The sequence below is a fragment of the Hymenobacter sp. genome (assembly GCF_036387835.1).
Classification (GTDB): Bacteria; Bacteroidota; Bacteroidia; order Cytophagales; family Hymenobacteraceae; genus Hymenobacter.
On record NZ_DASVSY010000040.1, the window covers coordinates 23,012 to 45,676 of the forward strand.

Sequence of the window (22,665 nt, forward strand, 5' to 3'; positions counted from 1 at the left end):
AAAGCAAGGAAGTAGCTGGATGGCAGGTATATAGATGGCAGCTTGCGCTTTAAATGATACTCAACCTATTTTCTGGACCGGCATCCGGAACCAGCCCAGGCGCACGGCGCCACTCAGCAGCATCCAGTACCAGGGTCACGAGTAAAGCATGGGGCAGCGTAACGACAGAAGCACAAATCAGAGCCAGTGGGAGCCAGAAAGTTGCCAGGGGCGCGTGCTGGCCCCACCAGCCATATAGGCCAAGCAGGGCTAGAACGCTCAGCAGCAACAGCGGCCAGGCTCGCCGACCGAAGAACTTCGAAGCTTCTATTAAGGGCTGCCCGGAAGTGTTGCCTTCCTTGTATCCCATCATATAATTAAGCCGGCGCACGTGTTGGAGGCTATGCCAAAACACGAAGTACACGCCGCTTGAGAAAACCGGGGGCAGTGCGGCCAGCATTGCACCCAAGAGGATGGTTTCCAGCACATCAACCGTGACCCGATCGACCCGATCTTGCAACAGATACCGCAGCCAGAGAACAGGAAAGCCTACACTCAACACCAGCCACAGGCCGCTAACGCCGGCCGTAAACATGGTATCCGACACGGGTGTAGCCCCTACAAACGTGAGCAATCCATTGATGAGGTCGGCGGTGGCAACCGGCTGGGCGACTCCCGGCACGGCGAATAAAAAGCATCCGCGAAGCACACTGTGTAAGATCCATTGGCTCCGACTACCTGTTATGGGCGCATCGGCTGAACCCCAATGCCACACCGTAAGCAAAAAGAATGCGGCTACGGCTACGGTCGGAATCCACCACCACAACATGATTACCACGGCCGCTAGGCCTAAGTAGGTAGTCAGGAAGTGCAACCAGTACCGGGCTAGCTTTACCCAACCAGTTGGTTGAGGAGCGGCTTGCAATGCCGGAATCACGTGATGGTCGCAGGCGCCGTGTGCGATGCCAAGTACCACCATTCCAGCTAGCAGAGGAAGGGGCAGTAGGCTTGTGGTGGCTGCCGGGAAAACAAACCCGATAAGCACTACAATACCAACAATTGCATAGCTATATAACACGGCACTAAGTGGTTATAGAATAAGCAGTATCAACGGGTAGTGAGCTTCTCAATCGGGAGGCTGCTAAAGCAAGAGCAGCGCAGGCTGCTCTTGCCTACTTGGTAATGTTGAACAGAGTACGCCCGTAAGGCAGGCGCAGCTGCAGCCACCGACGTAGGCTAGTGTGTTCGAACTGCCACTGGCAGATGTCGGTTAGGTTTCGGCCTGCTTAGAACAGAAGCCAGCGTTTAGCTTTCTTAGCTGGCTTGGCTGGGGCGGTTTCAGAAGGCACAAGCGTTACGTTCTCGGTGCGGTTACCCCGTACCTGAATTTCATCGCCCGTGTAGCCACTGTAGTCGTACGACAGTGTGGCAGCGCTGTTGGCTGGCACAGCCATTACGTACTCACCGTTAGCATTAGTGCTTACGCCGCGGGCGCTGCCTTTTTCCATAACCGTGGCGCCAATTAGCGGACGGCCATTTTCGTCGAGGATGCGGCCGCGCACAGTTACCATACGCAAGGACGATGCGGAGCTAGCAGCTTCAGTCGAAGCAACTAATTCTGCGGACGCTTCCGTATTGGCATTGGGCAAGTTGGTGCCGGCAAACACGGTACCGCCAATCAGAGCGATACCAGTAGCTACCGTACCTGCCCGGCGACGAAAGCGTTGTGGCTCGGTCCGGATGAGGTCGAACTGGCGCTGTACCCAGCCTACGGCCTGTACTTGCTCGCCAGCCTGCTGCATGGCATGGAAACGCTGCCAGGTTTGGTCACCCAGGGAGGCGTTTTTCTTTAAGTAAGCATCTACCAACGCGGTATTCTCGCGTGATAAATCACCCCTTAAATAAGCGTCGCGATACACCGGCATCAGTGCGCCGGTTTTCGCGTCGAAAGGGGAAGCTGATAGAACCATGTTGTTAAGGTTTGATAAGAGAGAATAGGACAATGTCGCCAAGCCTGTACACTGCTCATTGACGTTACAAGAGTAATTCTCTTCTGACGATCCTGAATTAGATTTAATCCGTATGTATGGATTTTTACAGCAAACAGCTTCTAATTTGCAGCGAACGTAAATCAAGTTTTTTCAAAAAGAATCAGTCTTTCTCAAAATTAAACTCGTCTATAGTGCATTTCAAGGACTTTTATGAGAAGTCCAATGCTAACTCATTTGAATTCGTCTCGATTTTGGAAAAAGTTGTGTAAGGCTTCACTTTCAGCTGAACCTAGTATCATCCACCCTGCCAGAACATCTCTTCACCTCAAAAAGAAGACGATTCAGCACAAAAAATAGTATTGTAAGATTCCAAGGGCGTCATTTACCTACTTCATCAGGTATCCCGTTCTTTCATGCTTGCCAACTCACCTTCTTTTTCGCCCACCGCTCTTGTTTCTTCGCATCGAATAAACGAGGTAGAGCAAGCACTGCGTCACGCAGAGAAGCGAGCGGCTATTGCCGAACACCGACTCGTACAAATAACCAATAGTCTTATTAGTGGGGTACTGCTTATTGGTAATAATGGCCTTATCACTTCGGTCAACGAATGGTACTGCCGGCTTGTTGATCTATTAGAACCGGCTGCCGCTACCTTCTACTGGATAGGCCAGCCGGCTTGGCTGCTAACCGAGCGCCTGCTTGCACTAGTTGAGCAACAACACCTATATACTCGCCGCTTGGCGCACGTTCGGGCCACCCAGCAACCTGTCTCAGGCGAAAGGCTTCAGCTAAGAGATGGCAGAATGCTGAGTTGGAGCTATGCTGTACTGCCTGACACCTCCGGAGATGCGGGCCCAATTGAGCTGTTCAGCTACCAAGACGTAACGCAGGAACGAAGCCCTGCCTTGTCGCAGCCTCAAGCGCAAATCACCGAGCAAAACCCTAATCCTATTGTTCAGCTCGACTCCCAAGCTAAGTTTGTGTATGCAAACCCGGCTAGCCGCCAATGCTGGAAGATTACATCTAAGCTTCAGCAGCGGCAAATAGTACGGCCACTGCGCCAGGCAACGGCCACTGCCCTGAGCAGCGGCACAGAAGTACGTTATGAGGTAACGGTAGGCAATTCCTACTTTGCTGCTTGCGTAGTGCCTTATCCGATTGAAAAATACGTTACGGTCTACTTGTTTGACATCTTGATCCAACGGGAGGCAGAAGCCGAACTGCGTGACTATCAGGCACTGTACCAAGAAGGTTTGGAGGCCACTTCCCGCGCTGTCTTTGTAAGTAGTATTGACGGGCAATACCTGTTCAAAAACAGAGCCATGCGGGAGCTCGAGCAACTGCTAGTGCCAGTTGGCATGTCTTTGCAGCAAGCCAAAGCCTACAGTCGAAAAGCAACTCGCCAGAGCGATGCCCGGGTGCTGGCATCGGGGAAAGAGATTACCGAGGAAACAAAATACATGCTGGCTTCAGGGTAAGAGAAGTGGCTGCAAACCGTGCAGCGGCCTTTGCAGCACTCCGACGGCTGCCTGTACGTGCTTGGCGAATGCACCGACATTACGGATATCATGCTTACCCGCCAAACACTGGAGCGCAGCGAAAAGCAGTATCGGGACCTTATCCTTTATTCCCCGGCAGTCATTTTCACGCATGATGCAACAGGTAAAATTCTGTCGACCAATCCTACGCTGACAAATCTGCTGCAGCTTACAGCCAGTGAGATTGAGGGCAAAACTATAGGGCACTTTATGCCGGCCGAACACGCCTCTCAAATAGCTCCTTACTTAAACCAAATTTCAGTTCAGCAGAAGCTAACAGGCATCTTTACCATTCAAACGCCCGAAAACCAGGTTCACCATTTGCTCTACCAAAGCTACCGCGTAGACGAATCCGGGCAGCCTTCCTACGTAATCGTATACGGCCAAGATGTGACGGAACGCTTGCGGGCCGAGCGAGAATTGAAGCGTGCTAAAGAAGCCGCCGAAGAAGCTGTACGGGCGCGTGAGAGTTTTTTGGCCAACATGAGCCACGAAATTCGCATTCCTATGAACGGGGTACTCGGAATGGCTCGGCAATTAGCTAAAACGCCGCTAACTCCGCCGCAGCTAGAGCAGTTGGATGTTATTTCTTCTTCGGGTCAGCACTTGCTGCGTATTCTCAATGATGTGCTCGACATGGCCAAGATTACATCGGGCAAGCTGGAGCTAGAGCACAAGGTATTCAACCTCTGTCATTCGCTGAGTGAAGCCATCGAACCACTAATCGTCCAGGCTGTTGAGAAAGGAATTGTGTTTTATAGCACCCGGTTGCAAGAGAGTTGTGCTAGTGCTTGGGTGTTAGGCGATTCGCATCGGCTCAATCAGGTGTTGATCAACTTGCTTTCCAACGCTATAAAATTCACTCCTGCTGGCGCTAGCATTCATGTGAAGGGCGTCGTGCTGAGCGAGACTACCACCCATCTTACAATCGAGTATAGTGTGCGCGACACTGGTATTGGTATTGCAGCCGACAAACTAGAGCATATTTTCCAAGACTTCACGCAGGCCAGCACCGATACCACGCGCCAGTTTGGCGGTACCGGCCTCGGCTTAAGCATTTGCCGGGCTTTGGTCAACCAACTCGATGGCCAGCTGACGGTAGATAGCACATTGGGGCAAGGCAGCACCTTCCGGTTTGTGGTGACACTGCCACGGGCTACTGCCGTAAATGCCCCTGTGCGCCGAGTTTCTTTTGATACTGGCGCTCTGCGTGGGCGGCGCGTGCTGGTAGTAGAAGACAACAGAATTAACCGCTCGATACTCCGGCTGCTACTGTCGGAGTGGGGAGTGGAAGAAGCGGAAGAAGGCGTTACTGCTGTAACCCTGGCAAGCCAGCATTCCTACGATGCCATCCTAATAGATATTCAAATGCCTAACATGAGCGGCGTAGAGGCGACCTTGCAAATCCGGCAGCAATCGAAAGCGCACCACGCCAAAGTGCCCATTCTGGCACTAACTGCTAACGCTTTTCTGGCGGATCGGGAGCGGTACCTGGCAGCCGGCATGAACGACTGTTTGACTAAGTCTTACGAGGAAGCAGAACTGTACCAGAAGCTGGTCGCGCTGATTGAAAACCGGGTTATATTCTACAACCTGGCAGGGCTCTATGAAACAGCACGGGGCAACCACGCTTTCGTGCAGCGCATTGTTCGCTCGTTTCTGACGCAGACCTAGCAGTAAGTTAAGCTACAGCGCGCGCAGGCGCAACGTGAATTCCTCTTGATAAGACTTCCCCACCGGAACTTCGTGCGCTCCCAAGCGCAAACGGTTATCTTCCATTGCATCGACACGATGCAGGTTGACGACATAGGACCGGTGTACGCGCACGAAATGCTGAAATGGCAGCCGCGCCTCAATGCTTTTGAGCGTTCCTCCAACAATGAACTTCTGCTTTGCCGTAACTAGCACTACATAAGTAGAAAGCGCCTCGATATAAAGCACTTCGCTAAAGTTGATGCGCATTAGTTTGCCCTGAACCTTCACGAACAAGTCGGTGCCATTGGCTGACAGGTTATTATCGATGGTTGTGCTGGCGGAAACGGGCGGGACCTGTAGTCGCTTAAGCACCAACGATACGGCTTGGCAGAACCGCGCATACGCTACCGGCTTAATCACATAGTCCACAACTTGCAGGTCAAAGGCATCCACTGCAAATTCTGAATGCGAAGTAACCAAGACCACAGCTGGTTTGGGTTCCTGTAGCAAACGAATAAGCTCGAGCCCATTCAAATGTGGCATTTCTATATCTAGCAGAATAAAATCGGCCTGCCCACCGCCACGGAAAAATTCTAATGCCGCCACACCGCTTCCTATGGAAGCCACTAAGCTGAGTTGCTCGTGCATACTCACGTAGTGCTCGAGGGTCAGACGGTTAATCTCATTGTCTTCAATAATGACGCAGGTGAAGATGGAAGGATTTAATGGCATGAAAATTAATTTATTAGGCAATAGGGTAAGAGGCGCAGCGAGTTTTGATCTTTAGGTTATCAGATAGATACGGGCATGTAAAAAGAAACCACTCCTTAAAGATGTTTAAAAATTCTTCATATTTATATACTTATATTACTGTTGAGCTTACTGCTGATCCACGAATTATTACTTATTCCATAGCCTTTATTGAAAGCATTGTCTGGAAAGGCCACAACACCGGCCGGAACCGTCCAAAAGCTTTACCGCATATAGAAGTAACTTAATAGTTGATCGTGGTTGCTGATGAGAGGTACTTGTTAGCGGTTCTCGTCGAGTAGGAGGACCGGAAGTGCTTAACTTTATCTTTCCCTAGGCTCTTGGCTCCTTTAGCATTGCATAAAAATGTGCCTCCACAGTTGTTAAAAAACAATTAGCTCTTGGAAGTAGACAACATTTTTTTGCGTACTTACTCTCATCACCGCAGCTGAGCCCCCAATCCGACCACCTGAACCCACCATTCTGCCAGTGTTTCCCTCGCCGTCTGCGCCGCCGCCCACCGAAGTCAAACTCAGTCCGCCACGCGGCCGTGGGCGGCGCACTCGTCGAGTACGGGGGATCATATTCCTGAAGGACGTAGCCGCCTTGGCTTGTACTGCTTTTGGTGGGCCACAGGCACACACAGCCATGATGCTCCGGCTGCTAGTGGACAAGCGCCGGTATCTGACCTCGGCTGAATTGCTTGAAATAATGGCTTTGTGCCAGTTGCTGCCCGGTCCCACTTCCACCCAAACAATTACTGCTATCGGCTTTCGGTTAGGTGGCCCTAATCTGGCCTATCTGACGCTCTTCGTCTGGATGCTGCCGGCCGTCGCCATCATGACCTCCGCCGGCCTAGCCATGAGCTACCTCGACAAGCAGCAGGTGGCCGGGCTGGTGCAGTACATTCAGCCCATAGCTGTAGGCTTTGTGGCGTATTCGGCTTATAAAATTGCCGAAAAGGTCATTCATACCAAGACATCAGTAGCGCTGATGGCGGCGTCGGCTCTGTTGGCTTATCGTTTCCAGCTACCAACCATACTTCCGCTGCTGCTGCTAGGCGGTGGACTAGTCACTACGTTTCGGTACCGCAAGCTCACCCCTATTGCTGACAAGCAGCCATTGCGTATTGAATGGGCCAACTTCGTGCTGTGGCTCGGGGTGCTCGTCGGAGCGGCCATATTAGGGCATTATACCCGCGCCTTACCGGTGCTGCTTTTCGAAAACTTCTACCGCAACGGCTCCCTGGTATTTGGGGGCGGCCAGGTGCTGGCGCCCTTGCTGTTTGCCGAGTTCGTGGAGTTCAAGCATTACCTTACTGCTCCCGAGTTTCTCTCCGGCTACGGTCTCACGCAAGCTTTGCCCGGTCCCAACTTCGCTTTCGCTTCCTACATCGGGGCCTTGTCTATGCGTGAATATGGCGTAGGAGGTCAGATACTAGGCGGCTTGGTGGCCGCGGCCGGTATTTTCATGCCGGGTACACTACTCATCTTCTTTCTAATTCGGTTTTGGGACCAGCTCAAGCAGTACCGCGTGGTCAAGGCGTCTTTGGAGGGCGTAAATGCTGTATCGGCGGGACTCGTATGTGCGGCCGTGTTCCTGCTCTACCATCCCCTGCCCGATACACCTATTAACCTCGGTCTTATCGGCGCAACGTTTCTGCTTCTGCTTTGGGAGAAAGTGCCTTCTTACGCCATTGTAGCCGCCGGCTTGCTGGCGGGAGCGTTGTTCAATTAGTTAAGGATTATAAGCCAAGAAGCCGCAAGCAACAACCGTAGGGTTTGTTGTTTGCGGCTTCTTGGCTTACAGCTCCTGATACCTGACTTACTCTTGCACCACCAAGTGTCCGGGTAGCTGCATCAAATAGTCGCCGTACCCACTCTTGCGTAGAGGTTCAGCGATTTTACGCAGCTGGTCGGCATTGATAAAACCTTGACGGTAAGCAGCTTCCTCAATGGAACCTACTTTCAAGCCCTGGCGCTGCTCCAATACCCGCACGAACTCACCGGCTTGCATCAGGCTTTCGAACGTGCCCGTGTCGAGCCACGCGGTGCCCCGGCCGAGAATGCCTACTTTCAACTTTCCGCGCCGCAAATACTCCTGGTTGACGTCAGTAATCTCATATTCGCCACGCGGACTAGGCTTCAGGTCACGGGCTATCTGAATGACCTCGTTGTCGTAGAAGTATAAGCCGGGCACGGCATAGTTGCTTTTCGGCTCTTTAGGCTTCTCTTCGATGCTTAGGGCTTTTCTCTCTCCATCAAACTCCACTACGCCGTAGCGTTCCGGGTCGTGCACGTGGTAGGCATATACCACGCCTCCGTCGGGGTTATTGTTGGACTTCAGTAGCTCTTCCATGCCTTCGCCGTGGAAGATGTTGTCGCCGAGCACTAGCGCTACCTTGTCGTCACCGATAAAATCAGCACCTAAGACGAAGGCTTGGGCCAGTCCGTTAGGCACTTCCTGAATAGTGTACTGGAAGTTGCACCCTAAATTCTTACCGTCGCCGAGCAGCTTCTGGAACTGTGCCTGGTCGTGGGGCGTGGTGATGATAAGTATGTCTTTGATGCCCGCCATCATCAGAATAGACAGCGGATAATAGATCATCGGCTTGTCGTAAACGGGCATGAGCTGCTTACTAACAGCCAAGGTAAGCGGGTGCAATCGGGTACCGGAGCCGCCGGCGAGGATGATGCCTTTCATGTGGAATGGTTGAATTACCAACTAATTTCTAACTGCAATAAACTCCTCATTGGCTTTAAACCAGGCCAGTGTTTCTTGCAGGCCTTCCCGGATGCGAATTTGAGGATCGTAACCGAGCAGTGTTTGGGCCTTGCTGATGTCGGCCAGCGAGTCGCGGATGTCGCCGGGGCGGTCGGGGCCGTACTCGGGGGTGATGGTGGAGCCGGCTTCTTCCTTCAAGATGTTGAAGAGGTCGTTGAGGGAAGTACGGTCGGCCACGGCAATGTTGTAGACCTGGTTCACGGCCTCCGGATTCTGCACTAAGGCCGCCTTGATATTGGCTTGCACGCAGTTTTCTACGAAGGTGAAGTCTCGAGTCTGACCGCCGTCACCGTTCATACGCGGCGGCTTGCCTTCCAGTACCGCATCAATAAAGAGTGGAATGACTGCTGCATAGGCGCCGTTCGGGTCTTGGCGTGGGCCGAAGATGTTGAAGTAGCGCAGCCCAATGATTTCCATACCATAGGTTTTTCCAAACACGTCGGCATACAGCTCGTTGGCGTATTTGGTAACCGCGTAGGGCGAAAGAGGCTTGCCAATTCGGTCCTCCACTTTCGGCAGTGCCTTATGGTCGCCGTAGGTGGAAGAGGACGCGGCGTACACGAACCGCTTGATGCCTGCTTCCTTCGCCCCGACTAACATATTTACAAACCCGCCCACGTTGACGTCGTTGGTGGTGATGGGGTCGTTGATGGAGCGCGGTACCGAGCCTAAAGCTGCTTGGTGCAGTACAATGTCGATACCCTGGCAGGCGTCAATACAAGTTTGCCGGTCGCGGATGTCGCCTTCGATAACGCGCAAGGCCGGATTGCCGTCAAACAAGGCCACGTTCTTGCGGAAGCCGTTGGAATAGTTGTCGAGCACGCGCACCTCTTTGGCACCGTATTTCAACAGATACTCAACCAGATTAGAACCGATAAAACCGGCCCCGCCTGTCACCAAAAAAGCAAGATTATTGAGCGGCTGGTCGTGAAAAGGAATATCGTACATTATTTAATTCTGAATGATGAATTATGAATTCTGAATTATGGCTTGCACTGAGCCCGTAACGCAGAACAATTCATAATCCAGAATTCATAATTCAGAATTGACGCCTAGCGGCTGGCGTATTGGGTGCGGTAGTAATCCTGGTAAGCGCCGCTGGTCACGTTTTGCAGCCAGGCTTCGTTTTCCAGGTACCAGTCTACGGTTTGGGAGAGGCCTTCTTCGAACGTGACCGAGGGTTTCCAGTCTAGCTCGTTCATGATTTTGCTGCTGTCGATGGCGTAGCGCAAATCGTGGCCAGCGCGGTCCGTTACGAAGGTGATAAGCTTGCGGGAGGTGCCTTTTTCCTTGCCCGTTTTCTCGTCGAGCGTGTCGCAGAGCAAGTGAATCAGCTCAAGGTTGGCCCACTCGTTTACGCCGCCAATATTATAGGTTTCACCGACTTTGCCTTTGTGAAACACGGCATCAATGGCGGTAGCATGGTCTTTCACGAACAGCCAGTCGCGCACGTTTTCGCCTTTGCCGTACACCGGCACGGGCTGGCCATGCTGAATGCGGTGGATGGCCAGCGGAATCAGCTTCTCGGGGAAGTGGTTGGGACCGTAGTTGTTGGAGCAGTTGCTGAGCTTGATGGGCAAGCCGTAGGTGTGGTGCCAAGCCCGCACAAAATGGTCGGACGCAGCCTTGGAGGCCGAATAAGGCGAGCGAGGATCATAGGAAGTTTCCTCCGTAAACATCTCCGGACCAAAGTCCAGGGAGCCGTACACCTCATCGGTGCTGACGTGGTAGAAGATTTTGCCTTCGTAGCCGAGTGGCTTCCACAAGTTCTTGGCAGCCTGCAACAAGTTCACGGTGCCGAGCACGTTGGTTTTCACAAACGCCAGCGGGTCGGTGATGCTCCGATCGACGTGACTCTCAGCGGCAAGGTGAATAACCGCATCCGGCTCCTCGTTGGCAAACAGCTGATCGACATAGGCTTGATCGGTGATGTCGCCTTTTACCAGCCGGTAGTTGGGCGCATCTTCGATGTCGCGCAGGTTTTCCAGGTTGCCCGCATACGTCAGCGCATCCAGGTTCAGGATCTGATACTCAGGATACTTGGTTACGAACAAGCGCACCACGTGCGACCCAATGAAGCCGGCCCCGCCGGTGATAATGATTTTCATTTATTTAATTGTTGCATTGTTAAATAATTAAATGGTTGACTATTCAGCATACTATCAAAACAATCAACCATTTAACAATTCAGCCATTTAATTATTCAAACCCTGTTGCCACTTCCAGGCGCTGGCTAAGGCTTCTTCCAGCGTGGAGGTAGTTTGGAAGCCGAGCACTTCCCTGGATTTGGTGACGTCGGCGTAGATGGCGGGCACGTCGCCGGGGCGGGCAGGACCGATGCTGTAGTTGAGCTTGGTGCCGGTGGCGTGCTCGAAAGCGTGCACCACTTCCAGCACACTATTGCCGCGGCCGGTACCTACGTTAAACACTTCGAGGGTTTCACCCTTCTGGTCGAGCAGGCGCTGTACGGCTACCACGTGGGCTTTGGCCAGGTCTACCACGTGCAGATAGTCGCGGATGTTGGTGCCGTCGGGCGTATCGTAGGTGTCGCCGAAAATGGTCAGCTTCTCGCGAATACCGGCGGCAGTTTGGGTGATGAACGGCACCAGGTTTTGCGGCACGCCGAGCGGCAACTCCCCGATTTTCGCGGAGGCGTGCGCCCCAATTGGGTTGAAGTAGCGCAGCAGAATTGTGCGAAGCTTGTTGGTAGGCGCGGCGGCAATATCCGTGAGGATGTCTTCGCACATTTGTTTGGTAGCCCCGTAGGGCGAGCTGGCCTTTTTGGTCGGCGTCAACTCGGTGACGGGCAAGGCATCGGGCACTCCATACACCGTGCACGACGACGAAAACACCAATGCCTCCACTCCAAATTCGCGCATCACCGATACCAGCGTCAGCAACGAAACCAGGTTGTTGCGGTAGTACTCCAGCGGCTTCTGTACCGACTCACCTACTGCTTTGAAAGCAGCAAAGTGAATAACGCCGCGCAGGTTGCCTTCCTCGGCAAACACAGCCCGCAAAGCTTCTTCGTCGTTGCAGTCGATGTTGTGGCTCGGCACCCGCACACCCAAAATAGCCTCGATACCGGCCAGCACCGACTCCTGCGAATTGCTGAAGTCATCGACTATTACTGGCTGAAAACCAGCCTCATACAACTCTACAACGGCATGAGAGCCAATATACCCCGCTCCCCCAGTGACCAGAATCTTCGTACGCATCTTTATATGGCTTAATGGTTTAATTGTTAAATGGTTATTCGTTCTTAAACTCTTAGAACATTCAACAATTCAACAATTCAACAATTCAACAATTCAACCTACAAACTCCAATACTGCATCTGCTGAATCTTGCCGCGGTACAGACCTTTGATATCAATCAGCACCGCGTTTTCTGACGTAATCGACTGGAAATATGCCTCGTCTTTGGTGGCGTAGGGTGCGTGACTAACAGCTACAATCACGCCGTCGTAGTCGTCGCGCAGTTCGGTGGCGGACGTGAGGCGGAAACCGTACTCGTGGTGTAGCTCGTCGGAGCTGGCGTGCGGGTCGACGATGTCTACGTTCACCGAGAAGTTCTTTAGCTCCTGAATAACGTCGGCGACTTTGGAGTTGCGGATGTCTTCTACGTTTTCCTTGAAGGTGGCGCCCATCACCAGCACGCGGCTACGGGCCACGTCCTTGCCTTGGCGAATCATCATCTGCACCGTTTTGCGGGCGATGTACGCGCCCATGTTGTCGTTGGTGGTCCGGCCGCTCAAAATCACCTTGGCATCATAGCCTAGCTCTTTGGCCTTGTAGGTGAGGTAGTACGGATCAACCCCGATGCAGTGGCCGCCGACCAGACCGGGCGAGAACTTGAGGAAGTTCCACTTGGTGCCGGCCGCTTCCAGCACTTCGTAGGTGTTGATGTTCATTCGGTCGAAGATCATCGACAGCTCGTTCATCAACGCAATGTTCACGTCGCGCTGCGTGTTTTCGATGATTTTGGCGGCTTCGGCCACCTTGATGCTGCTGGCCCGGTGCACCCCGGCTTTCACCACCAGCTCGTAGGTTTTGGCGATGTTGTCCAACGACTCGTCGTCGCAGCCGGCTACCACTTTCACGATGGTGGAGAGCGTGTGCTCTTTGTCGCCGGGGTTGATGCGCTCGGGCGAGTAGCCCACTTTGAAGTCCTCGTGAAATTTCAGGCCCGAGAGCTTCTCCATCACCGGAATACAGTCGTCCTCGGTGCAGCCGGGGTACACGGTGCTTTCAAACACCACGTAGTCACCTTTCTTGAGCACCTTGCCCACCGAAGTAGAGGCGCCGAGTAGGGGCTTGAGGTCGGGTTGGGCGTGCTCGTCGATGGGCGTGGGCACGGCCACTACATAGAACGTGGCCTCGCGCAGCACGTCCAGCGAATCGGTGAAGGTGATGTCGCAGCCTTCGAAATCCTGCGTTTCCAGCTCGCCGCTCGGGTCGATGTGGTTGCGCATCATTTCCACGCGCTTGGCATTGATGTCGAAACCAATTACCTGCAGTTTACGGGCAAATTCGAGGGCAATGGGCAAACCCACATACCCAAGGCCGATAACGGCCAGCTTCGCTTGTTTCTGAATAAGTTGCTCGTACACGGATGAGGGTCTTAGGATCTTAAGGACGTAGAGTCTTGGTCTGGAATTGCCAATTAGCAACGAAAACCAGCAACCAGAAACATTATGAATCGGGGCCAACGCGGCGAACCTGCCCGTCGGCTAGCAAGTACTGTTCCCCACTCTCGGGGCAGGTGGCCTGGCCGGCTTCGGTGAAAGCAAGCTGGTGGCCGTGCGCGCTCATCCAGCCGCGCCGGCGGGCGGGGTTGCCGTACACCAGCGCGTAGGGCGCCACGTCTTTCGTAACCACCGAGCCGGCTCCTACGAAAGCATATTCGCCGAGCTGCACGCCGCACACGATAGTAGCGTTGGCGCCAATGCTGACCCCACGCGCCAACACCGTTGCTTGGTACTCGTGCCGGCGCACCACGGCGGCGCGGGGATTGAGCACGTTCGTAAATACGGCGGAAGGACCGATGAACACGTCGTCGGCGCACTCCACTCCACTATACAAGCTGACGTTGTTTTGCACCTTCACATTTCGGCCTAACCGCACCCCATCTGCTATAAACACATTCTGGCCTAAGCTGCATCCTTCGCCCAACTCAGCACCGGCGCTAAGATGGCAAAAGTGCCAGATACGACTGCCTGCTCCAATGCGGCATCCGTCGTCGATGACGGCGGTGGGATGCGCAAAGTAGGGCAACGTATCGGGCATAGACGGGCGTTGGTTTTCAGCCCGCAAAGGTAGAGCTTTTAGGAGTTTGCCACGAAATTCCAACGAAAAGCTTCGCGTTTAGGCCCTATTTAGCTAGCTAATGCAGGTTATCTTATCATTCAGCTCGAATACAACTTTTTTAGAGTCAATTGGCGCTGGCTTAGATACCATTTTTAACTCTAGTGTATCTTGCTCTAGTGTATCTTGCCTCTGAGCTTGTTAACGCGGCCAGGTAGCGCGCACCATCCGCTCTTTATCGAATATGTCGGGGCGGGCTGCTACGGCAGTGTAGCCTAGCCCGGTCAAGAGGCTTACGGTTTGGTTGGCGTATTGCTCGTTGATTTCGAAATACAAGCTACCTCCAGCCTTCAGCAGCATAATGCCGAGCTCCGCAATGCGCCGGTAAAACAGCAACGGGTCGTTGTCGGGCACGAAGAGAGCCGTGGCCGGCTCGAAGTTCAGCACGTTGGGCCGCATCGAGGCCCGTTCGTTTTCCAGCACGTAGGGCGGGTTGCTTACTAGCACATCCAGGGTGTGCGGAAGTATCCTGTGCGGTGTTTCCTTAAGGATGTCAAGTTGCTGAAAGTCAATTTCACAGCCGTAGCGCACGGCGTTGCGGCGGGCTACGGCCAGGGCTTCGGCCGAAATATCGACGGCCGTAACCTGCGTGGGCTGCAAGGCGCGGCACAGCGCCAACGGAATGCAGCCGCTACCCGTGCCCACGTCCAGCACAGAGTCTACCTCGCTGCACTCCTGAATGATGAGCTGCACCAACTCTTCGGTTTCGGGCCGCGGGATGAGGGTGGCGGGCGTGACTTCCAACGTCATATCCATAAACCAAGCCTCGCCGAGCACATACTGCAGCGGCTCGTGCTGCAGCAAGCGGGCTTGCAGCGCTGGCAACTGCTCTTCTACTTCTTCGGGCACGGGTTCCTGCGCCTGCATCCGGCGCTGCAACGGCGTAACGCCAAGCAAATGCTCCAGCACCAAGCCAGCAATGCTGTCGGCTTCCGACGCGGGATAAACGGCTTCCAGCGACGAAGCAAGAGTGAGAGAAAGTTGGCGAAGCGTAGACATCAGGCGAAAGTAACGCGGAAATCCGTTCCGCAACAGCACAACGAGTTTCTATGCGGCAGCACCAGCGGCGCATAGAAACCAGAGGAAACCCGCTTCGCTCGTACGCCAAGCCAACGCTTAGCGTTACTTTCGCTTATCCTACTCTCCTGCCCCACTCTGTCCATGTCTTACTCTCCCTTCGACCACCTCATGATGCGCCGCGCCCTCGATTTGGCCCGGCTTGGCATCGGTCATACCCGCCCCAACCCTATGGTAGGTTGCGTAGTTACGCACGGAGGCCGCGTTATTGGAGAAGGTTGGCACCGGCAATACGGCGGGCCCCACGCCGAAGTAAACGCACTGGCCGCCGTAGCCGACGAAACCCTACTGCCCCAAAGCCGCGTCTACGTGACCCTTGAGCCCTGCGCCCACCACGGCAAAACCCCGCCCTGCGCCGACTTGCTGGTAGCTAAAGGAGTGGTCGAAGTAGTGGTTTGTAACCTCGACCCTAATCCGCTGGTAGCCGGCCGCGGCCTGGAGAAGCTGCGCGCTGCTGGCATCCACGTCGAGACGGGGCTGCTGGAAGCAGAAGGCCGCTGGCTGAATCGGCGCTTTTTTACATCGCAGGAAAAGAAGCGGCCCTACGTGGTGCTGAAGTGGGCCGAAACGGCGGATGGCTACCTGGCTGGCCCCTACTTTCAGCCAGTGCCCATCAGCGGGGAGCTGGCCCGCGTGGCGGTGCATCAGTGGCGAGCCGAGGAACAGGCCATTCTGGTAGGCACCCGCACCGCCCTTCATGACAATCCGCACCTAAACGTGCGCGAATGGCCCGGCCCCAATCCCATTCGTGTCGTCATCGATAAAAACCTGAGCTTGCCGCCCACCCATCACCTCTTCGACGGCAAGCAGCCTACCGTGGTGTACACCTACCGCGAAAAGTCCAACAAGGAGCACCTAGACTACGTGATGCTATCGGAAGCGGAAGACTTGTTCCCGCAGATTTTGAGCAGCTTGCACCAACGCAACGTGCAGTCGGTGCTGGTGGAAGGCGGGCCTACCGTGCTGAACTCGCTGATGAAAGACGGCCTGTGGGACGAAATCCGGGTGCTACGGAACCCGCGGCGGCTGGCGGGCGGCGTACTCGCCCCCAAGCCTGGCCTCAGCGGCCTGCGCGAACATCGAAAGCTAGGCGATGATGAGCTCTTTGTGTATGTGAACGGGGGGCACAGGTAGTGAGGCAGGAGTTGACCAACAACGAGTTACGAGGGCAAGCAGCCAGCTAAATGGCTATGCAGGCTGGCCGAACTATATTCGCGCTGTTGCACCACTGCTGCTACTTCTACGGTGCAGGAAATCCTTCTTACCGGTTTCCTGTTACCTGTCATTCCTTCACCTGTCACCTTTACAGTACAATGGCCGAAGAACTCACGCTCGATACCACCCTCACCAAAGCCGAGCAATACCGCCAGCTCCTGCCCCAGATTGAAGCCCTCACGACTGGCGAGCCAGACTTGGTAGCCAATCTGGCTAACACCGTGGCGGCGCTACGGCAAGCCTTCGGTTTTTTTTGGGTTGGATTCTATTTGGTGAAAGACAACGAATTGGTATTAGGGCCATTTCAAGGACCGATTGCCTGCACCCGCATCCGGCACGGCAAAGGGGTGTGCGGCAGCAGTTGGGCTCAAGCAGCCACACTGCTGGTACCCGACGTCGAGCAGTTTCCCGGCCACATTGCATGCAGCTCAGAATCGAAGTCGGAAATTGTGGTGCCAGTGATCAACAACGGCACCGTAGTAGCCGTGCTCGACGTCGACAGCGACCAGCTCAACGACTTCGACCAAGACGATCAGCAGGCCTTGGAGCAGCTCATGACACTGGCGGCACGCTGGTTTTAGGTTTGCTTTCTAGCGTATGCGCAAAGTTGTTTTTTACATTGCTGCCAGCCTCGACGGCTACATTGCCTCGCCCGACGGCTCGGTGGATTGGCTGCCCCCTCCGCCACCCGGCGAGGATTATGGCTATGCTGATTTCCTAAGCACTGTTGATGCTACCTTGCTAGGCCGCACCACCTATGAGCAGGTGCTCGGCTTTAGCGAATGGCCTTACCCGCGGCTCACCAACTATGTCTTCACCCAAAATCCCCCGCAGGAGGCCACGCATCCATCCGTTGGGTTTGTGGTGGAAGAGCCGGTTGAGTTTGTTCGGAAGCTGCGGCACGAGGCGGGCGAAACCATCTGGCTTATTGGCGGCAGTACGCTAGCAGCCCCATTATTGGCCGCCGGGCTAGTCAACGAGTTGATGCTGTTTGTAGTGCCCCGGCTGCTAGGCGCAGGTATTCCGCTGTGGCGGCAGGGCCCCGCGCAGCCGCTGCAGTTGCTCCGAACCCACACCTGGCCCGACGGTATGACACTGCTTCACTATAATCTAGCTTGAAGCCGGTATATTTCCCGATGAACTAGCACCCTGGACTACCATATCCAGCAGTTTATTATGTATCTAAGAATAACGGGGTCGTTCTCATCTGTTCTCCAAACAACGTGCTGGAGCCATAGGCTGGCTCCTTCAAAGGCCATCCGCCGCCGACTCCTGACACACAATTCCGCATTGATAAGCAAGAAAAAACCGAGCGACTTTGGAGTCACTCGGTTTTTTCTTGCTTATCAATGCGGAATCGGCAGACTAACAGAGTTCCTTACCAGGGAGCATTCTGCGTGATGTTGGGGTTGGTATTCAGTTCCCCTTGTGGAATAGGGAAGTAGGCGTGCTTCGCCGTGAAGAATTCCTTACCCACTTTGTCGCTGTTCTTGATTTCCTGCTCCAATATGCCCCAACGCTTCAAATCATAGAAACGCTGACCTTCGCGGAAGAACTCCAGCATGCGCTGATGGCGAATTTCATTTATCATCTGACTGGCGGAGAAGCCGGCGGCCAAAGGAGCTAACTTACCCCGCGTCCGAATACGGTTCACCAACGGATACGCCTCGTTGGTACGGCCTTGCATCGTTAGGGTCTCGGCGTAAAGCAGCAGAATGTCGGCATAGCGCAACACCTTTTCGTTTATCTCCGAGATGTAGATGCCTTCGTTGTTGTCGTGCCAGTTCTGGTATTTGCGGATCAGGGAGCTGTAGCCAAAGACGAGTTTGAAATCTTTGAAGGGCTTGTTGTAATACATGGCGCCCGGATAATCCCACACCAGGGTGGCGTACATGCGGGCATCGAAGTCGTTGGCGGGCGTCTTCTCCTTCTTAAACTCGTTGAAGAGCTTATCGGTGGGCGACACTTCAAACCAGCCGGCTACTTCAGTCGGGGCAAATTCCTGGGCCGTCGTTACCCCGAGGGCTTCGTTGGCGTTTTCACCCGCCCACGGCTGCGAGCCGCCCACGTTCTGGTTCTGAATCTCGAACAACGACTCTACGTTGTTGTCGCTCCCTTTCTGAAAGTTGTCCTCGAAGTTAGCCACCAGATCGTAGGTGAAGGGAGCCTGTGGTGCACCACTCAACTGCGCTAGCTGCTTGAAGATTTTTTCTGCTTCGGTCCAGTTTTTCTGATACACGTAGGCTTTCCCTAGCATGCCCAACGCGGCACCTTTCGTAGCGCGGCCCACCGACGATGTGGGGTACACGGTAGGTAGTCCCGCGGCGGCAGCCTGTAAGTCGCTCACTACCTGCGCCCATACGTCCGCTTCCGGCGACTGCGCTACAAAATACTCAGAGCGCTGCACAGGCACTTTGGTGATGATGGGCACTGACCCAAAGTTGATGACGGCAAAAAAGTAATTCAGGCCCCGCAGAAACTGCGCCTCAGCCACGTACTGCTTCTTCGCTTCATCGGAGAGAGCAGTGGCCGCAGCGGCCTTCTCGATGATTTGATTGGAGCGGAAAATACCGGTGTAGAAGCCTGTGAAAATCGAGCCCGGGGTGCCAGTAGTAGCGTTGTTGGTGAAGGTGGAGAGCTGGTACAAATCCTTCACGTCGTTGCGGATGAAAAAGTCGTCGCCGCGGCCGTTGATGGTTTCTATGCCCCGCACCCCGAAATAGCCGTTGTTCACATCGTGAAACACTTTGTAGGTAGCCGCCAGACCCGACATGAAGTCGGCTTCGGTTTTCCAGAAATTGGTTTCGACAATGGTGTTGGGGTTTACCTGCTCAAGATCTTTCGTGCAGGCACTAAGGCCTAGCACCAAAAGGGAGGTATACAAAATTCGTTTCATCGTTGGGGAAGTTTAGCTGTTAGAAAGAAACCTGCACGCCGATGAGCGACGTCCGCGCCAGCGGGTAGGCTACGTGAGGAAAGTCTACGCCTCGTGCGAGAATATCGCCACCCGTAGCACTAGCGTTGTAACGACCCAGGTCAGGGTTGAAGCCCGTGTAATCGGTGATAGTGAACAGGTTATCGAAACTGATGTAGACGCGGCAGCTGTTCATCTTGGCCGTGTTCAGCAGGCTCTTGGGCAGCGTATAGCCCAGCTGCAAGGTCCGCATCCGCAAGTACGAGCCACTCTCCAGAAACCGGTTCGAGGTCTGGCTATTCAGGTTGGGGTCGTTGATGACGGCGCGCGGAAAGTTCGTGTGGTTATCCGGAGTCCAGGCATTCAGCGTCGCCGGCGAGTAGTTGAACTCCAGGTTCATCCCTTCCAAGTCTTCGCGGGCGCCGTTGTAGATCTTGTTGCCATACGTCCCCTGGAAGAAGAAGCTCAGATCAAAATTCTTCCACGAAGAATTAGAGCCGAAGCCGTAGCTGAACTTCGGCGTGGGGCTGCCGCAGTACTGCCGGTCGTTCTGGTCGATCTGCCCGTCGTCGTTGGCATCCACAAACCGGATGTCGCCGGGCTCGGCGCTGGGCTGAATCAGTTTACCCTCTTTGCTGTAGGCATTGATTTCATCCTCGGAATTGAAGATGCCCGCCGTCTTGATCAGATAGAAAGCGCCCACCGGGTAGCCAGCCTGCGTGACGGTGGCCGAGGCGCCGTGGTGGGTCGGCTGGCCGCCGAAGATCTGCTGCGTGCCCGTGCCAAGGAAATCAACGTTGTTGTTGATGGCCGTGAAAGTGCCCGTCACCTGGTAGTTGAACTCGCCCACCTTGTTGTTATACGACAAGGCAGCTTCCAATCCTTTGTTGGTGATTTGCCCGGCGTTGATGTACGGACTACTACCGCTCGCACCCGTACTCAAAGGGATTGGCACCTGAAGTAAAACGTCCGAATTGGTGCGCTTAAAGTAATCAACCGTCAGATTTAGCTTGTTTTGGAAGAAGCCTAAGTCAGTACCAATACCGAAGGTCTTCGATTTTTCCCACCTGATATCTGGCGTAGCAAAGGCTGTTTGGATTGAGCCCGACCACAACTGCTGCGTCTGGCCAAACACATAATTGGCATTGGTTCTGATAGAGGGAGTGTACTGATAGTTTGGAATTTCCTGATTACCCAGGATGCCGTAGCTAGATCGTAATTTGAAATTGGTTACCACATTTTGCAGAGGTTGGAAAAAGCTCTCATTTACTACATTCCAGGCCAACGCGACTGATGGGAAGTTGCCGTAGCGATACGCTGGCCCAAAGCGCGAGGACCCATCCCGACGGAAAGTACCAGTCACTACGTAACGGTTGTCATAGGAATAAACCAGACGGCTCAGGTAGGAAAGTAGCACGCTCTCGGAGGCACTGCCTCCACTAGCCGTGTTCGTGGTGCCAGCATCCAGAACCATAATTCCGGGAGAGCCACCGCTTTTGTAACCGTTGAGCTCATTGTATTTCGTGTTTTGATAAGTGTAACCCGCAAGGGCATTCACACTATGCTTACCGAAAACTTTGCTATAGTTCAGCGTGTGTTCCTGCAAGAAATAGTTCTGCTCGCTTTTGCGTTGGTATAAGTCGGCATCCGTGTTATTAAATAGGGCACCTACTTTGTAAGGATAGGTATAGTCGCTGTTAGCGCCGAAGGTACCTGTATAGCCTAAATTAAGCCGATAGTTGAGACCTTTGATAATTGACACCTCCGCAAAGCCATTCAGAATGGCTACTGTGCTGCGAGTTTCGGGAATCTCCAGGTTAAGCTGCGCCACCGGATTGGCGACGTTTACCACTGGGCCGTAAGCCCCACCGTACCCGCCAACAGCGGTAGGATCATACACGTCAAACACCGGGATCATCTTCAGCGCCGAGCCAACAGGGTTGCCGCCTTGGCCGCCCCAGCCGCCAGCCATAGTACGCCAGTATTCTCTCGACAGAATAATAGTTTCGCCAAACCTCACCCGACCTTTAGTATAGTCAGTTTTCAAGCGCAGATTCCAACGGTCATAGTCGGTTTCCTTCACGATACCCTGCTGATCCAAATAGCCGCCCGACAAGTTGTAGGTGAAATTGTCGCTCCCCCCACTGGCTCCAACCGTGTAGTTCTGCATGGGCGCAGTACGATAAATTTCCTTTTGCCAGTCGGTACCAGCACCCAGATTTTCAGGATTCTGAGCAAGTTCCAATGGTTTAATTTTAGGATCATACAAAGCAGCATTGTTATGTGCAGCATTGCTTACTGTAGCCCATTCAGAAGCGTTTAGCACATCTATCTTCTTGGCAATCTGCTGCACCCCGTAGTAAGCATTGACGTCGATGCGGTTTTCGCCTTTCTTACCGCCTTTGGTCGTAATCAGCACTACCCCGTTGGCCGCCCGCGAGCCATAAATAGCGGCGGCAGAAGCGTCTTTCAGCACGTCGAACGAAGCAATATCGGTGGGCTGGAGGTTGTTGATATTATCGACCTGCACCCCGTCCACAATGTAGAGCGGGTTGTTGTTGTTGAGCGAACCAGCGCCCCGGATAATCACTCGCACCCCCGAGCCAGGGTCGCCCCCCGACGACTCCACTTGTACCCCCGCAATGCGCCCTTGCAGCGACTTCTGCACCGTGTTGGAACCCTGGGTACGAATGTCCTCGGCTTTCACTGACGATATTGCGCCCGTCACGTCTTCGCGGCGCTGCGTACCGTAGCCGACTACCACCACTTCATCGAGGGCCTTGGTGTCGTTTTGCAGCGTGATATTTAGCTCGTTGCGGCCATTCACAGCTACTTCCTGGTTGGCAAACCCAATCGAGGAAATAACCAACGTGGCGTTGCCATCGGGCAGGTTCAGTGTGAAGTTGCCGTCTGCGTCGGTGGCTGTGCCGAGCGTACTGCCCTTCACTACAATGGTTGCGCCCGGAATAGCCTCGTTGTTCGGACCAATTACGCGACCACGCACCGTAACCGGCACCAACCTTTCATTGCCAGACGAAAAATCAGCTCGTGCAATCGTTTGCGTTGAAAAATTCAACGGAATATCTGTTTTTATGCGTTCGGCACGGGTGCGCGCCAAGGCATTCGCCAGGGGGCTCTCTGCAACAGCCAAACCAGGCTTGGGCGTGCAAAGCAGCAAGAGCGAAAACAGCTTAGGGAAAGTAGATTTGGCCATAAAAATCAGTTAAGTGTTGTGAAGAATGGAAGAACACCATGCTGACCATCAACATGTTAAGTAGGAAAGTTTTTATGTTTAAATAAGCGGGCCGACCAATTTGTAGTATTGTCATAAGCTAGCTTTTGGGTGGCAGCAACAA

At 54.0% G+C, this 22,665-nt stretch carries 18 protein-coding genes; 6 read left to right on the forward strand and 12 right to left on the reverse strand.

Annotated features, from left to right (window positions below; all coding sequences use genetic code 11):
• Nucleotides 1–49 precede the first annotated feature (49 nt).
• Both VF639_RS07720 and VF639_RS07725 read right to left on the reverse strand, forming a co-directional pair.
• Nucleotides 50–1,057: a Brp/Blh family beta-carotene 15,15'-dioxygenase gene (locus VF639_RS07720; RefSeq protein WP_331145319.1), complete on the reverse strand. Its 1,008-nt coding sequence runs from the start codon at nucleotides 1,055–1,057 to the stop codon at nucleotides 50–52.
• A gap of 208 nt (nucleotides 1,058–1,265) precedes the next feature.
• On the reverse strand, nucleotides 1,266–1,949 hold the full coding sequence (locus tag VF639_RS07725) for a carboxypeptidase-like regulatory domain-containing protein (RefSeq protein WP_331145320.1): 684 nt from the start codon (nucleotides 1,947–1,949) through the stop codon (nucleotides 1,266–1,268).
• Between the two features lie 824 nt (nucleotides 1,950–2,773).
• Between VF639_RS07725 and VF639_RS07730 the strand changes: the two genes are divergently transcribed.
• Together VF639_RS07730 and VF639_RS07735 are read left to right on the forward strand one after the other, a co-directional pair.
• Entirely contained in the window at nucleotides 2,774–3,448 is a 675-nt protein-coding gene (locus VF639_RS07730) for a hypothetical protein (protein WP_331145321.1), read from the forward strand.
• A 30-nt stretch (nucleotides 3,449–3,478) separates the two neighbouring features.
• Nucleotides 3,479–5,182 carry a PAS domain-containing hybrid sensor histidine kinase/response regulator gene (locus tag VF639_RS07735; protein ID WP_331145322.1) on the forward strand — a complete coding sequence of 568 codons (1,704 nt, stop codon included), beginning with the start codon at nucleotides 3,479–3,481 and terminating at the stop codon, nucleotides 5,180–5,182.
• Between the two features lie 12 nt (nucleotides 5,183–5,194).
• On the opposite strand, the gene VF639_RS07740 is transcribed toward VF639_RS07735, so the two are convergent.
• A complete protein-coding gene (locus VF639_RS07740; RefSeq protein ID WP_331145323.1) occupies nucleotides 5,195–5,956 on the reverse strand; it encodes a LytR/AlgR family response regulator transcription factor in 762 nt (253 codons plus the stop codon).
• Between the two features lie 576 nt (nucleotides 5,957–6,532).
• On the opposite strand from VF639_RS07740, the gene chrA reads away from it, so the two are divergent.
• The gene (gene chrA, locus VF639_RS07745; protein ID WP_331145420.1) at nucleotides 6,533–7,690 is read left to right on the forward strand and encodes a chromate efflux transporter; all 1,158 of its coding nucleotides are present in this window, start codon (nucleotides 6,533–6,535) and stop codon (nucleotides 7,688–7,690) included.
• A gap of 87 nt (nucleotides 7,691–7,777) precedes the next feature.
• Here chrA and rfbA read toward each other — a convergent pair whose 3' ends face one another.
• The 7 genes from rfbA to prmC all read right to left on the reverse strand — a co-directional run bounded on the left by rfbA (nucleotide 7,778) and on the right by prmC (nucleotide 15,102).
• Nucleotides 7,778–8,656, reverse strand: a complete 879-nt coding sequence (rfbA, locus tag VF639_RS07750) for a glucose-1-phosphate thymidylyltransferase RfbA (protein ID WP_331145324.1) — start codon at nucleotides 8,654–8,656, stop codon at nucleotides 7,778–7,780.
• 21 nt (nucleotides 8,657–8,677) lie between these two features.
• Nucleotides 8,678–9,685, reverse strand: coding sequence for an SDR family oxidoreductase (locus VF639_RS07755; RefSeq protein ID WP_331145325.1), 1,008 nt, complete (start codon nucleotides 9,683–9,685; stop codon nucleotides 8,678–8,680).
• Nucleotides 9,686–9,789: 104 nt separating this feature from the next.
• Nucleotides 9,790–10,845, reverse strand: a complete 1,056-nt coding sequence (gene rfbB / locus VF639_RS07760; RefSeq protein ID WP_331145326.1) for a dTDP-glucose 4,6-dehydratase — start codon at nucleotides 10,843–10,845, stop codon at nucleotides 9,790–9,792.
• 87 nt (nucleotides 10,846–10,932) lie between these two features.
• Nucleotides 10,933–11,955, reverse strand: coding sequence for a UDP-glucose 4-epimerase GalE (gene galE, locus VF639_RS07765; protein ID WP_331145327.1), 1,023 nt, complete (start codon nucleotides 11,953–11,955; stop codon nucleotides 10,933–10,935).
• A 98-nt stretch (nucleotides 11,956–12,053) separates the two neighbouring features.
• Nucleotides 12,054–13,349, reverse strand: a complete 1,296-nt coding sequence (locus VF639_RS07770) for a nucleotide sugar dehydrogenase (RefSeq protein ID WP_331145328.1) — start codon at nucleotides 13,347–13,349, stop codon at nucleotides 12,054–12,056.
• An 82-nt stretch (nucleotides 13,350–13,431) separates the two neighbouring features.
• Nucleotides 13,432–14,025, reverse strand: coding sequence for an acyltransferase (locus tag VF639_RS07775; protein WP_331145329.1), 594 nt, complete (start codon nucleotides 14,023–14,025; stop codon nucleotides 13,432–13,434).
• 219 nt (nucleotides 14,026–14,244) lie between these two features.
• Nucleotides 14,245–15,102 carry a peptide chain release factor N(5)-glutamine methyltransferase gene (gene prmC, locus VF639_RS07780; RefSeq protein WP_331145330.1) on the reverse strand — a complete coding sequence of 286 codons (858 nt, stop codon included), beginning with the start codon at nucleotides 15,100–15,102 and terminating at the stop codon, nucleotides 14,245–14,247.
• A 162-nt stretch (nucleotides 15,103–15,264) separates the two neighbouring features.
• Between prmC and ribD the strand changes: the two genes are divergently transcribed.
• The 3 genes from ribD (at nucleotide 15,265) to VF639_RS07795 (ending at nucleotide 17,514) form a co-directional block, all read left to right on the forward strand.
• A complete protein-coding gene (gene ribD / locus VF639_RS07785) occupies nucleotides 15,265–16,314 on the forward strand; it encodes a bifunctional diaminohydroxyphosphoribosylaminopyrimidine deaminase/5-amino-6-(5-phosphoribosylamino)uracil reductase RibD (protein ID WP_331145331.1) in 1,050 nt (349 codons plus the stop codon).
• A gap of 179 nt (nucleotides 16,315–16,493) precedes the next feature.
• Nucleotides 16,494–16,976, forward strand: a complete 483-nt coding sequence (locus VF639_RS07790; RefSeq protein WP_331145332.1) for a GAF domain-containing protein — start codon at nucleotides 16,494–16,496, stop codon at nucleotides 16,974–16,976.
• A gap of 16 nt (nucleotides 16,977–16,992) precedes the next feature.
• Nucleotides 16,993–17,514: a dihydrofolate reductase family protein gene (locus VF639_RS07795; RefSeq protein WP_331145333.1), complete on the forward strand. Its 522-nt coding sequence runs from the start codon at nucleotides 16,993–16,995 to the stop codon at nucleotides 17,512–17,514.
• Between the two features lie 259 nt (nucleotides 17,515–17,773).
• On the opposite strand, the gene VF639_RS07800 is transcribed toward VF639_RS07795, so the two are convergent.
• Together VF639_RS07800 and VF639_RS07805 are read right to left on the reverse strand one after the other, a co-directional pair.
• A complete protein-coding gene (locus tag VF639_RS07800; protein WP_331145334.1) occupies nucleotides 17,774–19,291 on the reverse strand; it encodes a RagB/SusD family nutrient uptake outer membrane protein in 1,518 nt (505 codons plus the stop codon).
• A gap of 19 nt (nucleotides 19,292–19,310) precedes the next feature.
• Complete coding sequence (locus VF639_RS07805; RefSeq protein ID WP_331145335.1) at nucleotides 19,311–22,523, reverse strand: SusC/RagA family TonB-linked outer membrane protein; 3,213 nt, start codon at nucleotides 22,521–22,523, stop codon at nucleotides 19,311–19,313.
• Between the last annotated feature and the right edge of the window lie 142 nt (nucleotides 22,524–22,665).

Bases quoted from the DNA above. Each gene is read 5' to 3' on its own strand.
- VF639_RS07725 (WP_331145320.1), bottom strand. From the start codon at position 1,949: ATGGTTCTATCAGCTTCCCCTTTCGACGCGAAAACCGGCGCACTGATG.
- VF639_RS07730 (WP_331145321.1), top strand. From the start codon at position 2,774: ATGCTGAGTTGGAGCTATGCTGTACTGCCTGACACCTCCGGAGATGCG.
- rfbA (WP_331145324.1), bottom strand. From the start codon at position 8,656: ATGAAAGGCATCATCCTCGCCGGCGGCTCCGGTACCCGATTGCACCCG.
- VF639_RS07755 (WP_331145325.1), bottom strand. From the start codon at position 9,685: ATGTACGATATTCCTTTTCACGACCAGCCGCTCAATAATCTTGCTTTT.
- rfbB (WP_331145326.1), bottom strand. From the start codon at position 10,845: ATGAAAATCATTATCACCGGCGGGGCCGGCTTCATTGGGTCGCACGTG.
- galE (WP_331145327.1), bottom strand. From the start codon at position 11,955: ATGCGTACGAAGATTCTGGTCACTGGGGGAGCGGGGTATATTGGCTCT.
- VF639_RS07775 (WP_331145329.1), bottom strand. From the start codon at position 14,025: ATGCCCGATACGTTGCCCTACTTTGCGCATCCCACCGCCGTCATCGAC.
- prmC (WP_331145330.1), bottom strand. From the start codon at position 15,102: ATGTCTACGCTTCGCCAACTTTCTCTCACTCTTGCTTCGTCGCTGGAA.
- ribD (WP_331145331.1), top strand. From the start codon at position 15,265: ATGTCTTACTCTCCCTTCGACCACCTCATGATGCGCCGCGCCCTCGAT.
- VF639_RS07790 (WP_331145332.1), top strand. From the start codon at position 16,494: ATGGCCGAAGAACTCACGCTCGATACCACCCTCACCAAAGCCGAGCAA.
- VF639_RS07795 (WP_331145333.1), top strand. From the start codon at position 16,993: ATGCGCAAAGTTGTTTTTTACATTGCTGCCAGCCTCGACGGCTACATT.
- VF639_RS07800 (WP_331145334.1), bottom strand. From the start codon at position 19,291: ATGAAACGAATTTTGTATACCTCCCTTTTGGTGCTAGGCCTTAGTGCC.
- VF639_RS07805 (WP_331145335.1), bottom strand. From the start codon at position 22,523: ATGGCCAAATCTACTTTCCCTAAGCTGTTTTCGCTCTTGCTGCTTTGC.